The sequence below is a fragment of the Catalinimonas alkaloidigena genome, assembly GCF_900100765.1.
Classification (GTDB): Bacteria; Bacteroidota; Bacteroidia; order Cytophagales; family Flexibacteraceae; genus Mooreia; species Mooreia alkaloidigena.
In genome coordinates, this window is sequence record NZ_FNFO01000007.1 from 118324 (window position 1) to 133688 (window position 15365).

Below are 15365 nucleotides of genomic sequence, written 5' to 3' on the forward strand. Positions count from 1 at the left end.
AAGCACTTTGTGAAGAAAGAATATAGATGCATGTGGATTGTGAAAGAATCTCCTTTGGGCCGGTTCGGTTCGCGGCTATTTTTGTAAAAGTGCGGTAATATTTTATGAACGAAAAAATCCTGCAAACCTATCTTCGGAGGCTGACCAACCTGAGCAGCAGTAACAAATCGCTGCTGTTGCTCAGGCTGTCCAGTGTGCAGGATATCGATTTGCACGCGTTTGACTACGTCACGCAGCAGGGGGCAGCCCAGCAGCCTTCGTTTGCGCTGATCGAACACTTGATCGCCCGCCGCGGGTCAATTGATCTCGGGCCGGTGGTCGATAGCCGCGACGGCACGACGGCGGTGTTGAGCCAGCGGCTGAAGAAAATCGCCCGTACGGAGGCCATGATTCGGGAAGAGCGCGGTGCGCGCGACCTCTACGTGGGGTGGCCGTTTGTGCAGGGGCGCTTCCCCGACGGGACGCCCGTACGAGCGCCGCTTCTGTTTTTTCCGGTAGAACTACGAACCGACAAGCAGCGCTGGAAACTGGCGTCGCTGGCCGACGAGCCCATTACGTTCAACCAAAGCTTTCTGCTGGCCTACGCCCACTACGCCGGCATTCAGCCCGACGAGGCGCTCTTCAGCGAGAACTTCGACGAAGCACCGACCGACAGCCTGGCGTTTCGGACGGCGGTCTACGAGATGCTGAAGACCAGTCCCATCGAAGTGAATTTTCATCGCGAAACGTTCGAAAATAAGCTTCTGGACTTTACGACCTACCGCCGCGCCGACTACGAAGCGCTGTACCGTCCCGGTCAGTTGCGGCTGGTGTCCGAAGCGGTGTTGGGGCTTTTTCCGCAGGCCGACTCGTTCCTGGTACCCGACTACGATTTTCTGCTGAGCCTGAACCCCACGCCCGACGTGGCCGAACTGTTGCATGCCGACGAAGAGCCGGACGTGAGCCGCCGCATTCGCGAGGAGCAGACCTACACCGTGCTGCCCATCAACGCTGCGCAGGAGGAAGCGCTGCTGCGCGTGAAAGAAGGGCGCTCGCTCGTGGTGCAGGGTCCTCCGGGGACCGGCAAGTCGCAGCTCATCTGCAACGTGATCGCCGATTTTGCGGCGCGTGGCAAACGCGTCCTGGTGGTTTGTCAGAAACGGGCCGCCCTCGACGTGGTGTACGAGCGGCTGAAGCACGCGGGCATGGAAGAGTTTACCGCGCTGGTCCACGATTTTAAGAACGACCGCCGGCAACTGTTCGCCCAACTGGCCAAGCAGATCGAGCAGGTCGACGAATACCGCAACAACAACAACAGTCTGGACGCGCTGCAACTGGAGCGCAGCTTTATCGAAACGAGTCGCCAGATCGAGCAGCACGCCGACGAGTTGACGCAATTTCGGGAGGCGTTGTTCGAAACCGACACTTGCGGCATCTCGGCGAAAGAATTGTACCTGACGTCCGATCCGCACGCGCCAGCCCTCGCGCTGGAAGATCTGTACCACGCGTTCGATTTCCGGAATCTGACCACGTTTCTGACCAAGCTGAAGCGATACGTCGACTATGCCCCACGTCTGAACCGGCCGGATCATCCCTGGCTGCAACGGCAGAGTTTTGCGGAGCTGGGCCTGAAGGATCAGAACGTGTTGAGCAACCACATCATCGCGATTCCCGATGCGGCACAGGAGTTTTATGAGCTGACGCAGAGCCTGTTGCGCCAGCCACTGGACCTGGCGACAATCCTGGACATCGCCGCGGCCAAAAAAGATATTTACCGGCTGTTGGTGCTGTTGAACGACGTAGAGGTGTTCCGCTTCTGGCAGTACATGCTCGACGTGACGCCCGAGCCGCAGCAGCTTTCCCCGCTGAAAGATCAGCTGTACCAGACCTTCGAAGACGAAGGCATTTGGGAGCGTGGTACACGCGAAGAGGTGGAAGAATTACACGAGAAAGTCACCGACGCGCTGCACCAATCCGAGTCGGGTTGGAACTGGATGCGGTGGCGTCTTTTTTCGCCGGACCGTCGGCTCATTGCCGCGCAACTGGAAAAAGAGGGCTTGTCACTATCGCCCGAAAGCCTACAGTGGCTCTCGAAACGCCTGCAAAAGCGCCTGAATTTCGAGCGCCTGATCCGACAATTTCAGCAGATCGAGTGGTTGCCGCCGCTGGCCCACACATTCGACAAAGAAGCGTTGGTCCGCTATTTCCAGAACGTCAACAAGACCGTGGTGGCGGCCAACATTTTCCGGCACCTGACGTCGTATCCGCACTTGTTCGACTTCAAAGAAGTGACGTTCGACGTGATGTACGAAAATACGGTGCAACTGGTCCGGCGCTGTGAGTACGTGCTGGCCCTCCACGAAGAGTGGTCCCGGCTACTGACCGACGCGCAGATCGAAAGTTTGTGGACGGGGACGGTGGTGCCGGGCACAATGCTTAAGGCCCTGGCGATGGATTTCGAGTGGATGGTGGAATTTGATCGCGTGCGGGCAGAGTTGAGCCCCACCGAACAGGCAGTGCTGACGCTGGTAGAAAAAGGACTGGCCGAGCAGCAATTGCCTGATGAATCGTACGGCACCGAGGCGTTGCTGCTGTTTCAGAACAGCCTGCAACTGGCCTGGATCGAACATTTGGAGCAGAAGTACCCCATTTTACGGTCGGTTTCTTCCAAGCGGATGGAGCAACTGGAGCGGGGGTTGCAGGAGCACATCGTGAACAAGCGGAAGCTGAGCAAGGAAACCCTGCAGTTGCGGTTGCGCGAAAACACGTACCAGACCGTAAGCTACAACCGCCTGCGGAACCGCGTCACTTACCGCGATTTGTACCATCAGGTCACCAAAAAGCGTCGGTTGTGGCCGGTGCGTCGCCTCATTCAGGAATTTTCCGACGAACTGTTCAACCTGGTACCGTGCTGGATGGCATCGCCCGAATCGGTGTCGGCCCTGTTTCCGATGGAACAGATGTTCGATCTGGTGATTTTTGACGAAGCGTCGCAGTGCTTTTCGGAGAAGGGATTGCCCGCCCTCTACCGCGCACAACAGGTGATGATTCTGGGAGACGACAAGCAGCTTCAGCCCAACAACCTGTACCGGGTGCGCTGGGACGACGAAGACGAGGAAGCGCCCGAGGCCGAAGTGGATTCGCTCCTGAACCTGGGAAACCTGTACCTGCCGCAGTTGCAACTCATGGAACACTACCGCAGCCAGTCGCTCGACCTGATTGAGTTTTCCAACCAGCATTTCTACAAACGGACGCTGCGCCTGTTGCCCGATTTCAACGAGGCCAACCGCGAAGAACCTGGCATTCATTTCGAGAAAGTACAGGGGCAGTGGGAAAATAACACCAACCGAACGGAGGCCGACGCCGTGGTGCGGCTGGTCGGTAATTTGTTGCGGAAGGGCGAAAAAAGCATTGGCATCGTGACGTTCAACGCACCGCAACAGGCCTTGATTCAGGACCAGTTGGAGGCGGCTGAACTGGCGTTGCCGGAAGAGTTGTTCGTGAAAAACATCGAAAATGTGCAGGGTGACGAACGTGACATCATCATCTTCTCGATCGGCTATGCGCCCGATGCCAAGGGGAAATTGCGGATGCACTTCGGGAGTCTGAACGCCGACGGGGGCGAAAATCGGCTGAACGTGGCGGTGACGCGCTCGCGCCTGAAAGAATACGTGATCAGCAGCGTGTGGCCCTACGAGCTTCGGACGGATGACGCCCGGCACAACGGCCCGAAGTTGCTGAAAGCGTATCTGCAATACGCGCTGGACGTATCGCAACGGAAGTTTCGTCCGCAACCGCTGCCCTACACACAAACGCGCAACGAGTGGCTTCTGAAGCGGCAACTGCTCGAACAGCACGCCGCACTGGCGATGGAATTACCGTTCGCGGACCTGACGGTAAAAACTTTCCACCGTTACTGTGCGCTGATCATGACCGACGACGAACTCTACTATCAATACCTGTCGGCGAAAGAGGCACACGTCTACCTGCCTGAGACCTTCCGGGCCAAGCACTGGAACTTTAGACGAATCTGGAGCCGGAATTTCTGGGCTGAGCGCAAAGAAACGGTCACCCACCTGCGTCAGTACATCGACGAACGGCTGGCGGTGCGCACCAGCGCTTAGTTAATAATCGATTTCGAGGTTGAAGCGCTGCCGGAACTCTTTCAGTAGCGGATTTTCCTGTGCCCACTCGGTAAACCGTTCGGATGGCGTATAGGCCTGCTTCCGCACTTCCTGCGGAGCCGCAATCTCCGACTGGATGGTGATCTGCCGGTTGCGTAGCGTTTGGCGGAGGTATTCCAGCAATTCGGGTCGGAGTTGCTCCAGCGTGTCGCTCTGGAACTTATGATCGAGTTTCAGGTGCAGGCAGGTGCCTTTCACCGTCAGCGGACGGCCCGACAGGGCGTAGTAATTCGGATTCTCTTCTTTCAGCCGCTCGACGTGTTTCGTAAACACCTGCATGAGCGTGTCGGGCACTACGGGTTCGTCCTGCACAATCGGCTTCGGTGCTTCGGCAAGCGCCGTTGCCGCTTCCTGCACCGGCGCGGCCGTTGTGGCAGCGGGGTGGCTCACTTGGGTGCGTAGGGCGTTCAGGTCTGGCAGGCGCACGGTGCTGCGCGCCATGGAAGGACGCGGTGGCGGTGCCGTTGTTTTGGTCGGGGTCGGTGCCGCAGAAGCTACTTCGGCGGGTTGTGCGGTGGCTGCCGGTTCGCCGACCGTCGGACGGGGTATGGCCGGAATGGTGGGCTTGGGTGGCGCTGAGGTGCCCTGGCCTCCTGATGGGGGAGGCGTCGCCACTGGTTTGGGCGGGATGGCCGCTGTGCCGTTGGCGGGCGGTATAGGCGTCGCCGGCGTTGCAGCACCAGCAGGGGCGATGCCATTGTTCCCATGAGCAGAAGGCCGCGCCTCGGGGGTAGGTTGTGCGGCAGGGGCACTTGGCGTATCGTGGGGAGCGCTCGGTGCTTCGCGCTCGAACTTCACCAGGTTGACGGCCGACTGCACGTGGCACAGTTTCATCAGCACAATTTCGACGTGCAGACGTTGGTTCTTGCTGTTTTTATAATCCTGGTCGCACTGGCTGGTAAGGTGAAGTGCCGTCATCAGGAACGAGGCCGACGCCGCGCGAGCCTGCTGGCGGTAACGGTCCTGCACTTCTTCGGACACTTCGAGCAGCGAAAGCGTCTGTTCGTCTTTGCAGACCAACAGATTGCGTAGGTGTTCAGCCAGGCCCACCACGAACTGATGGCCGTCGAAGCCTTTGCGCAGCACCTCGTCGAACAGCAACAGGGCGTCCGACATCTGTCCCAGCAAAGCGGCCTCCGTCACCCGGAAGTAGTAATCGTAATCCAGGATGTGCAGGTTGTCGACCACCTGCCGGTAGGTAATGCTCCGGTCGGGCGAAAACGTGCTGATCAGGTCGAACATCGAGAGCGCATCGCGCAGCCCGCCGTCCGCCTTCTGCCCGATCAGGCGCAGCGCTTCCGACTCGGCCGGAATGTCCTCCTGCCGGGCAATGCTGGCCAGGTGGTTGGCAATGTCGCGGACCTGAATGCGGTTGAAATCGAAAATCTGGCAGCGCGACAGAATCGTCGGGATGATCTTGTGTTTCTCGGTCGTAGCCAGGATAAAAATGGCGTACGACGGCGGCTCTTCCAGCGTTTTCAGAAAGGCGTTGAACGCCGCATTGGACAGCATGTGCACCTCGTCGATGATGTACACCTTGTAGCGTCCAACCTGCGGGGCGTAGCGCACCTGCTCCACCAGATTCCGGATGTCTTCGACCGAGTTGTTCGAGGCGGCATCGAGCTCGTGGACGTTGAACGAACTGCTGTTGTTAAAGCTTGTACACGAACTACACTGGTTGCAGGCTTCGCCGTGTTCCGTCAGGTTTTCGCAGTTGATGGTCTTGGCCAGAATGCGCGCGCAGGTCGTTTTCCCCACGCCACGCGGCCCGCAAAACAGAAACGCCTGCGCCAGATGTTGCTGCGCAATCGCATTTTTCAAAGTCGTCGTGACGTGCTGCTGACCCACGACCGTATCGAACGTTCCCGGACGGTACTTCCGGGCCGAAACCACAAACTGATCCATTGGACCAAGTTAACAAAGTCGGTCGGGAATGGAAAGACAGTCCGGCCAATGTGGATAACAATTGGTCGGGCACGATCCTGGAACCCACCAAGCTGCTTCCGGTTTCCCGACGTCGGGCACCGGTGTTCCGGTATTCTCTCAAAAACTCAGCTTGATGCCGTTGGTGAAAAGAATGTTGACCTTTTCGATGGGGACAATGGGCGTGGCGTCGTACTGCCCCGCCAGGCGCGAACTAAAGGCCAGCACCCGCGTCACCTGCAAGGTCAGGTTTACGTCGCCACTAAGCCGGGGTTGAAAAAAGTGGTTGAACCGCGCCTGATAATACACAATGGCGTTGAAGCCCAGCACGTCGTTCGGCGACCAGCGCCCCGCCACGTAGTTGGTACTTTTCAGGAAGTCCGTCTGCGTCACCGTTGCGTTTTCGGCGTTGGGCGGCAACCAGCGCTCCTGCTCCCCCATCAGGCCCGGCCCCAGGGCCAGCGAGAATTTCTCTTCGTCGATGATCTCGTAGCGCAGGCCAGCGCCCAGCAGCATCCGTTGCCGCAGCCCCCGGCTCTGGTCGTACTGATATTGCGCAAACGTTTCGTACGACAGCGGCTCGTTCCGCAGGAAGTTGATCCGCCCGTGCAGGTACGCATCACTGATGACCGACGTACCGCCGACGCGCACCAGGTTGACTGTCGAAATCAGCATGTAGTTGTGCAGGGCCGACAGATAAGCCACGTTGGTGACCAGTTTCAGGTCGAAAACACTTACCTGCTGGTAGCGGTAGTTGGAGGTCAGATCTACGCTGCCCACCCAAATGTTGGTGCTGTCGTCGCTCAGCCGGTCCTTTTCTACGTTCAGAATTTGCGCATGGCCCGCCCAGGGCAACAGCCACAGCAGCACAACAAACAGACGGGCGAGAAGGGGAGAAAAAGGAAAGATGGAAGGAAGTAAACTCTTTTGCCTCATATTGCGTTATCTTTACGCCTCTTTCTTCGGCGAAGTTATCCGGACCGGACGATTTTACGGAGAAAAGATCACCCTGGGGTCGACTGGAATTGACAGCTTGGTGAGTAGAGTGTAAGCATGCAGGGAGTTGAGCGAGTCTTCCTTAAAAAATTCGTTCGAACAATAATTGGCGAAACTAACTACGCCCTTGCTGCCTAATTTAAGATAATTAGCTAATGCAAGTGTCTCGCCGGCGTTGCGGTCCTGTAGCGTCGGTATATGAGGCATCGAACCACAGGACTAGCGTGCGTGGTGTCGTGACGCGCATGGCGAACTTCAGCGACTACGGAGGCTGATCAGGTCCGTTCGGTACCTTTGGTCTCTCGACAACCCAAACCGCAACTAAGCATGTAGAAGGCACTCGTACTGCCTTGACTGGACCAGGGTTCAAATCCCTGCGACTCCACAATAAGCCGCCTCTGTCAGATACAGAGGCGGTTTTTGTTTTTCAGGGGTCCAAAAATTGCCTGTCTAACTCTTAAAATGAATTACTTACATTGCAATAGGTTACGTTAGTTGCCAAGCTTTGTAACCAAAACACCCCGCTGAGATCTCCCTTAGCGGGGTGTTTTTTTCATTAATCCTTTCTGTACTAGCTATACTAGGGGTTCGTACAAATCATGATACATCAGTAAACCTCCTACTGGTGTGAAAACCATGATATCAATTATGGTTTTAATGATTATTGTTTGTACTTTGTAGTTGCGCATATCTCCTCTATTGGCGTGATATACGCTACTACCTATGAAATCTACTATTCGCATTTCATGCATCGTTCATCAAGGTCATATTCGTTTACGCCTGGACATGCCTTTTCTTTGGGAGTTAGTCGATAACGTTAAAACCATCTCGGGTGCCCGTTGGAGCAAAGTATTGGGCTGCTGGCATTTGCCAGATTCGTACAAGACGTTAAATGAGATAGCGCAACTATTTCCTCTTGCGGACCGCTCGAGTTTAACGGATGCTTTGTCTGTGCCGGAGGTAGGAAAATCCTACACAACTCTTGAGCCGGTATCCCCAGACGTACAACTTGAATATTTGCCCATAAGCTCCTTTTGCGAATGCCAAAGCGAGAACAGGATGTGCGCTTTGTACGCAGCCTGCAATGGACACGGTGGGATGCAACGCATCGAGTGTGGCATATCACCCGGACAAGTCAAAACATAAAGTCACTTCGTCACCATTTTGGCAGTCGCCTGATGGAGAAAGAGATAAAAGAAGAGAAGCTATCCGTCTTCAAGAAGAAACGCTCTGCTACTGAAACAAAGCTGCTACTAATTCTTCTCGTGAAGGGGGCAGGATGCGCTTGATCTTTCCCTATTATGCCCCCTTGATTGCTTTTGTCAAGTCGCAGCCTTACCCTCGCTGGGATGTAGCCAATCAGTTTTGGACTTTACCTGATGCAGAGAGGGTGCGCCAAGCGTTGCAACAGTTCTGCAAAGAAATCAAGTGGGAAGTAGAGGATCTACCCACCAACATTCGAAAAGGACAGTCCAGGATTAAACCTGAGCAACTGCCTAATTACCGGAAATGCCCGGAAGCATTTTTGGAAAAGCTACACCTCCAGCGCTACAGCCCAAGTACGATCCGAACCTATAGAACCTTATTTAAAGAGTTCATTAACCGCAGGGGCGGACCCCTATTTTCATCACCAAGACTACCGAGAACTCACTGAAAAAGACATTTTGATGTTTTTGCGCTACTTGGTCGAAGAACGACAAGTGCGCAGATCATATCAGAACCAAGCCGCGCCACGGTGGCTATCAACGCCATCAAATTCTGCTTCGAAAAGGTGCTAGGAGGGAAGCGCAAATTCTACCGCATCGGCGGTCCGATTTATCGAACGCTTCCATCGAGAGAAGGCCTTACCTACGGTGTTGAATGAGGACGAAGTAAAGAAAATTTTACTTGCTACCGCGGCGGCGGACCGCTACAAACCTAAAGCACCGTTGTATGCTAATGGCGGTCCGCCGCCGCGGTAGCTTATTCAGCGGGCTTACGCGTAAGTGAATTACGTGATCTCAAGATTGCGGACATTGATAGTCAGCAGATGCAGATCCATATCAGGTCCGCGAAGGGAAATAAAGATCGTATTGGGTTACTATCAGATAAGACGCTTCACACATTAAGGGAGTACTATCGGCTCTATCAACCTATCGACTATCTGTTTGAAGGAGAAAAGGGAGGGCGTTATACATCCAGAAGCATCCAACAGGTCATAAAACAGGCAGTAAAACGTGTGGGTATTCGAAAAAATGTCACCATGCACACGCTTCGCCACCGCGGCGGCAGACCGCTCCTTTGCAATGCACTTGTTGGAACGAGGCACGGGGTGCCCCGCACCGATTTACGTTATATTCAACTCTTGTTAGGGCATGGCAGTAGTAAGACGACCGAGATATACACCGCAGCGGTGGCCGCTCACGTGAGCACCAAGTCGCTAAGTGATGTACGGAGTCCACTAGATAATATGAAATGGTAAAATAATTGAAACTATATGAGAAGCGCTACGCCAAATTAGAGTATATATGCATAAATCATATGCTTTATCTAAGAAAACCCAAACAAAAACTATAAGAGATGTATGCGCTACATAGCGCATATACACTCGTTATGTACAATTAGAATAAAATGAGCAGAAGTATTTCAATTTGGTACGAACAAAAGGATGCCGACACGGATATTGAAGTCGGAAATCGAGATTTACTTGGGACTCAAAATTCGAGTACGGAATTTTGGAACATAGGATCGCTTCAGGATTTTGGAATTAAGGAATTAACAAAATTAGGATATACGGACCCGGTTTGGTTTACCGGCTGGGAAGATTTAAAGGGATTAGAAAACGAGATTTCAATTCTGGAGAAGAATAAAGGACAGATAGACTTCAATGAAGTATTGAAAAATAGGTGGATTGAAAATTTGAGATTTTGTTTCGAAAAGTTAGTGGAGTTAGCTCCTCCTGATTCAGTTCCGAATTTTATGATTGGATAAAACAGAAAAGCATATAACACAAAATAAACGACATTGAAACGTCGGTTTATTCAAACCGTTAGCCATTATTAGAAAATGAAAGAATGGACCATATACTATCCGATAGGCGAACTGATCACTATTGACCATTACAATGATATTGAACCCAAGATAAGATCTTTAATTGACGAATTAACGGATAATTATGTCTTATCTACGGACGATAATGGTATCAAAGGTCCTTTAATTAAATATGGAATTTTGGACCTCACATTTAAAGAAAGGGGATTTCAATATCTAAAGGTATTCGGAAAGGGAAAAGAATTAGGCTATGTGCCTCAAAGCAAAAAAGCAGATAATTTTAATGCCGATGATCTGCAAGAATATTTGTCAAAATATATGAATGATATTGATTCTTTCTTTCCGATAGAAATTGAGATCGTGGACTGTTGTAAGACTGATAACGAATGGGTGTGGTCTGAAAAGTATTTGTATTCGTAAGCGGCTAATTGAGAATGATAAGATTAAATAACAATGGCTAACAAAAAGCAGCTGAAAGGCCTCTGATCTTTAGCCAGATAGCTTGTTGCTCCAAGCAGCAATATTGATAACTTGAAAGATCAACGCCAACAAGTCGGCCCAGCAGCTCGCTTCGGTCGTTATCATCAATCAAATGAACAAAGAGCAAAAACGCACATATAATCTTGGATACATAAACGGTTGGTTAGCCAACATGGCTCGAATAAATGACAAAACCAATTATGGATATGATTTTGGCTTACATTTTATAGATAAAGAGAACAGAACTTTGAATGAAATTTTGGATAAAATGTTCGAGAACATATGTGAGTCATACGAGCTAAAAGAAATTGAAGCCCCAAAAGAACTTGTTACCAAAACATTAATTGAAAATTGGGTTTATGAATTCCAGTCGAATTCACAAACAACACATTCTTTAAAAGATGAGAATAACAACTTTTCACTGTCTGATAGCGAATGGAAAACAGAATGGGTTGAAGAACTTGTATCATTATTATTTGCAACCACTGAACCTCTTAAATGCTATGAACTTTCGGTGAAAAATACTAAGGGGTTCTATTGTTGTGATGGGGTAGATTATATTTTTGAGAATGAAAGTAATGTTTATCGCTTGCATTTATCTGTAAGTGACTAAAATGAAAAGATGATAACACGGTATATAGCAAATAGGGCGTTCGGTGGTTCTTGGAAGTTCAGCGCTATTTATCAACACCACCAAATCGTTGATTTGGCTTTTAAGAATGAATAAGTTAAAAACAAAATAAACGATTTGGCTCGGAGCTAACTTGAAAGTTCAGTGCTTTCTACAGCCCTACTTGCCATATACTAATCGTTGTGGGCAATATTAATTGAAATGAATGCTGGAATTAACTGAAATTGGAAATCACTACTTCAAATTAATTGAGGAGGAAATAACAGTTAGTGAATTTGAGGAATGGGTGTATAAATTGGATCCTGTGACTTCTGGATTAACAAATGACGAACATTTAACCCTCTTAAGTATTAATTATTCCTCTAAGTCAGTTAAGTATGAGGTCCGAGACGCTTTAAAAAGATTCATTAATTATCGTAAGTACACCACGATAACGTTGCTTAAGTCATTGACAACAATTCTAAATAAGAAAGGTGGTTTGGACAAACCTTATGAATTAAGTAATAATGAATTTGGACAGCTATTGTACGTTTCAAAACAACTTGACCAAAAATTCACGCTCACATTCAATACTTCTTTTGTTACACTTTTACAGTGTTATCCAAAGGACATGGACTCAAGTGAACGACTTATAATTTACAACTCCAAACTTCCTAGTTCTAAAAAGTTGGTATCTTCTTTATGTAAGTGGATTTGCAGCGAAGAAGTGAGATTAATTGTATCTAAAGAATTAACCGGGACAACTTGGTGGGACTACGGAAAGGAAGTTGATGAAAGAGACACTGAAATAAAAATTACAATCAGGACTGACAAAAGGTGGTATGACTTGAGGATAGACGAGCTAAAGGTTTTAAGTATAATTGAAAAGTAGTGAATACTGCCCACAACAATAAGCAGCTGCAAGGCCTCTAAAATTAGTACAAATAGCTAGTTGCTCCAAGTGCCAAAATTGAAACACGAAAAAGAAACGCCAACAACCCGGCCCAGCAGCTTGCTTCGGTCGTTGTAGCCAATTAAAACTAAGAATATGGGATTAGATATGAGACCTTTAGGAAAACCAAAAAAAGGATTTGAAAAAAGGTATATCGAAATTTTTAAAATGGTGGAATCGGATAATATTCCGAAACCCACTTTTTGGGACAAGCTAAAAGGGAAAAAGTTTCCCACAAAAAATGAATTGATTCAAGAATGGTTTGAAAATCAAATCCCAACTTATGAAACTATTAAAGCACCAATGGTCGGAAGAGACCAAGAAGCTGAGGAATGGTTAAAAGAAAAATACGAGGAATTAGAAAAAAAGCCGTCTTGGGAAGAATTCTTGAAAGAACATCAAGGTTTTTATGTTATTCCTCTTGCAAAAGAACAAGATGGTGTTCCCTGCTACATTTCTTTGGGACAGGATGAAAATGTTTTCAGAGGACAATTTCTTGTTGACTGCGTTGATATAATTGGAGAAGACCTTGCGAATGAAGCTTGGGAAACTAAATTAGCAGAAGACACATTAGACTATGGAAACAGATTAATGTCTGTGGCTGAAAAAATTGCCAAAGAAAATAATTTGGAACATCTGAAAGACCAAAAAATACCACCAGATGCTGACGAGGAAACTATAGAAAGTAAATTACATATCGTTTACTCTTTAGCAAAATGGTTGACTTTTTATGGGAAAAATGGACACGGATATGAAGCTGATTTTTAAAAAATAACTGGCTACAAGTAATTGCTTGTTATCGTCTACTTCTAAAAATCCGCGAGGATTTTCAGCTGGTGTGTACTTGCTGAGTTTAGGGCTAATCCACGCAACTACGCATAGCCCAAACCGTTAGCGCAAATTAAGCATGAGTAAAACCAATATATTTTTATTATTTGTTCTCTTCAATCTGGCAAGTCTTCAAATACTTGCTCAATACCAAATCAATATTAATCAAATAGGCCTGGAATTGGGGGAAATGGTTGATCCCAATTCTAATTATCAAACAGACCTAGACTCATTATTTTCTTTCAAGGCATTAGAATGGGAAAAGGTCAAGTTTATTGAGAAAAATGAGGCATTAAGAATATATCATGAAAATATTGATAAAGAAGAGCAAGAGGTGCTTCCAATCTTTGAAATTAAGAATTCTTCGAAAATCATATTGCCTATTTATGGAGATGGACACTGGAATAAAATATGGGCTAAAGTGGTGATTGATAAAAACACCATGAAAGTACTGGATATTAAGTTTGAACATCGAAATGAAGCCCCGATTTTTGGAGCAGAAATAACTAGTCAGACATTCAAATCCAACTTCATTGAAACGAATGTAAATTTTACACAAAGCTTCTCTTTATACCAAAACGATAAATTAGTTCTAGATGGAGAACAAAGAGTTGATGGTATTTCTGGCGCTACGATTACCAGTAAAGGAGTTGTGAATATGCTAAACGAAGGACTCTCTAGGTATGAAACATACTTGCACTAATAATTGCTATGAATGGGGTTTCATCGGTCAGGAAAGTTTGGTGGGGACTAGACAGTCCGCCACAAGTTTTAAATTTAAATCAAAATGTGGCTATATACGCTGTCAGCTCATCTGGATGTAGTCACGTTGCAGATGGGCGCTGCCTCTCGTCCCTACCGACTGGAGATCAGCGGAAAAGGTCAGCCGGTACTGACCTGGACGTTTGTGGGGATTGACCTGCCGGACTCCACACATAATGAACAGGCTAGTCACGGATACCTGCGCTTTTCGATCAAACCATTGACCTGCCTGAGAAGACGGTCATTGAAAACTACGGCGACATCTATTTCGATTACAACGAGCCTGTGCGCACGAACAGCACCCTTAACCGCATCTATGACATACCAGGAGAGATCGTAGATTCCATCCGCCTGGAGGCTGACGATGTCGTCATTAGTCCTCAGATTACCTCGTTTGCGCCGCAGGCCGGACGGCCGGGCAGTCTGGTGCTGATCCACGGCATGCATTTTTCTACGCTGCCGGGTGAGAATACCGTACGCTTCCAAGGGGAAACCGCCGAGGTGCTGAGCGTCTCCGATACCTTACTACAGGTCCGGGTGCCCTCCACTGCGCGTACCGGACGCCTGGAAGTGGAAACCAGGCACGGGGCGGGGGGGAGTGATCGTCCGTTCGAGGTGTATTTGCCGCCACAACTCCAGTCCGTTACTCCCTAGGAAGGACGCGTGGGAGTCCATGTCACGGTACAGGGGCAGCGTTTTCTGCCACCGACACCGTGTTGTTTGTGGGGGGAGAAAGCCCGGTACTACAGGCCAGCGATCGTACGCTACTGGTGCAAGTGCCGGAGACGTCCCAAACAGGAGTGGTACAGTTGTGGGCACGAGGAGCACAAACCACAAGTTCCCAACGATTTGTGGTATGGTATCCGCCACAGCTTCACGGGATAAGTAAAGACACAAGCCGAGTAGGAGAGGTAATCACGTTGTCAGGGGAAAACTTTGCGCAGGAGCCTTCCCGTAATGTAGTAAGGTTCGGAACCGTAGCCGGAAAAGTGTTGACCGCTACGACTGACCAAGTAGCCGTTCAAGTACCCGAGAATGTGCAGAGTGGCGTGGTCAGTATCGAAACGCCGGGGGGAGTAACCGATAGCCCTCGCCCTTTGGTCATTATTCCACATCCAGTGCTGTTGTCCTTTACTCCTCCGCAGGGAAGTGTGGGAACAACCGTAACCCTAAAAGGACAAGCTTTCGGTACCTACGAGGTAGCCAATACGGTCTGGTTCGGACCCTGGGAACAGCAGGTGGAAGCCCAGGTGACAAAGGCAACGGATAGTACCCTGGAAGTGCGGGTGCCTAAAGGAGCGCAAACGGGCACCTTAACCATCACAGGGGTGGGTGGACGCAGTACCTCTTCCTCGGTATTTACCGTAGATGTACTCCCCCCGCTAAAGCCCTTGCATTGTATCCCAACCCGAACCGGGGTGCCTTCACGGTAGATCTGAGCCGGGCCGATTTCGATATAGAGGGTTGGCGGATCTATAATGCACTGGTGCAAGCGCTGCAAGTTTCCTTTACAGCAAATCAGGAGCACTACTACGTGACGTTACCCGCCTCTGCGCGGCCGGGTCTCTATAGCGTCTTATTTCAAACTGAGCGAGGCCAGGTCGTCAAAATGATCTCGGTG

The 15365-nt window shown here is 49.8% G+C and carries 11 protein-coding genes, 1 other RNA gene and 1 pseudogene; 11 read left to right on the forward strand and 2 right to left on the reverse strand.

The genetic code is table 11. The features are described from left to right. Window positions 1-104 precede the first annotated feature (104 nt). Window positions 105-4103, forward strand: coding sequence for an AAA domain-containing protein (locus BLR44_RS17375; protein WP_089684339.1), 3999 nt, complete (start codon window positions 105-107; stop codon window positions 4101-4103). Here the strand turns inward: BLR44_RS17375 and BLR44_RS17380 are convergent, their stop codons facing one another. Both BLR44_RS17380 and BLR44_RS17385 read right to left on the reverse strand, forming a co-directional pair. Then, the gene (locus BLR44_RS17380; RefSeq protein WP_089684341.1) at window positions 4104-6068 is read right to left on the reverse strand and encodes a DNA polymerase III subunit gamma/tau; all 1965 of its coding nucleotides are present in this window, start codon (window positions 6066-6068) and stop codon (window positions 4104-4106) included. 138 nt (window positions 6069-6206) lie between these two features. Continuing rightward, window positions 6207-7022 carry a DUF481 domain-containing protein gene (locus BLR44_RS17385; protein WP_089684343.1) on the reverse strand — a complete coding sequence of 272 codons (816 nt, stop codon included), beginning with the start codon at window positions 7020-7022 and terminating at the stop codon, window positions 6207-6209. Window positions 7023-7097: 75 nt separating this feature from the next. Here BLR44_RS17385 and ssrA point away from each other — a divergent pair. The 10 genes and pseudogenes from ssrA to BLR44_RS29415 all read left to right on the forward strand — a co-directional run bounded on the left by ssrA (window position 7098) and on the right by BLR44_RS29415 (window position 15177). Further along, window positions 7098-7470: a transfer-messenger RNA gene (ssrA, locus tag BLR44_RS17390) on the forward strand. A gap of 1566 nt (window positions 7471-9036) precedes the next feature. Further along, window positions 9037-9543 (forward strand): annotated as a pseudogene (locus BLR44_RS29410) (tyrosine-type recombinase/integrase); the annotation flags it as partial. A 149-nt stretch (window positions 9544-9692) separates the two neighbouring features. After that, on the forward strand, window positions 9693-10052 hold the full coding sequence (locus tag BLR44_RS17400; protein WP_089684345.1) for a hypothetical protein: 360 nt from the start codon (window positions 9693-9695) through the stop codon (window positions 10050-10052). A gap of 75 nt (window positions 10053-10127) precedes the next feature. Continuing rightward, window positions 10128-10532: a hypothetical protein gene (locus BLR44_RS17405; RefSeq protein WP_089684347.1), complete on the forward strand. Its 405-nt coding sequence runs from the start codon at window positions 10128-10130 to the stop codon at window positions 10530-10532. Window positions 10533-10704: 172 nt separating this feature from the next. Further along, window positions 10705-11205 (forward strand): hypothetical protein, encoded by a 501-nt coding sequence (locus BLR44_RS17410; protein ID WP_089684349.1) that lies wholly within the window; start codon window positions 10705-10707, stop codon window positions 11203-11205. A gap of 223 nt (window positions 11206-11428) precedes the next feature. Continuing rightward, window positions 11429-12094, forward strand: coding sequence for a hypothetical protein (locus tag BLR44_RS17415; RefSeq protein WP_089684351.1), 666 nt, complete (start codon window positions 11429-11431; stop codon window positions 12092-12094). Between the two features lie 156 nt (window positions 12095-12250). After that, window positions 12251-12922 carry a hypothetical protein gene (locus BLR44_RS17420; protein WP_089684353.1) on the forward strand — a complete coding sequence of 224 codons (672 nt, stop codon included), beginning with the start codon at window positions 12251-12253 and terminating at the stop codon, window positions 12920-12922. Window positions 12923-13061: 139 nt separating this feature from the next. Further along, complete coding sequence (locus BLR44_RS17425) at window positions 13062-13685, forward strand: FMN-binding protein (RefSeq protein ID WP_089684355.1); 624 nt, start codon at window positions 13062-13064, stop codon at window positions 13683-13685. 344 nt (window positions 13686-14029) lie between these two features. Beyond that, complete coding sequence (locus tag BLR44_RS17430; protein ID WP_176956093.1) at window positions 14030-14398, forward strand: IPT/TIG domain-containing protein; 369 nt, start codon at window positions 14030-14032, stop codon at window positions 14396-14398. Between the two features lie 197 nt (window positions 14399-14595). After that, entirely contained in the window at window positions 14596-15177 is a 582-nt protein-coding gene (locus tag BLR44_RS29415) for an IPT/TIG domain-containing protein (protein WP_176956094.1), read from the forward strand. The last annotated feature ends 188 nt before the right edge of the window (window positions 15178-15365 follow it).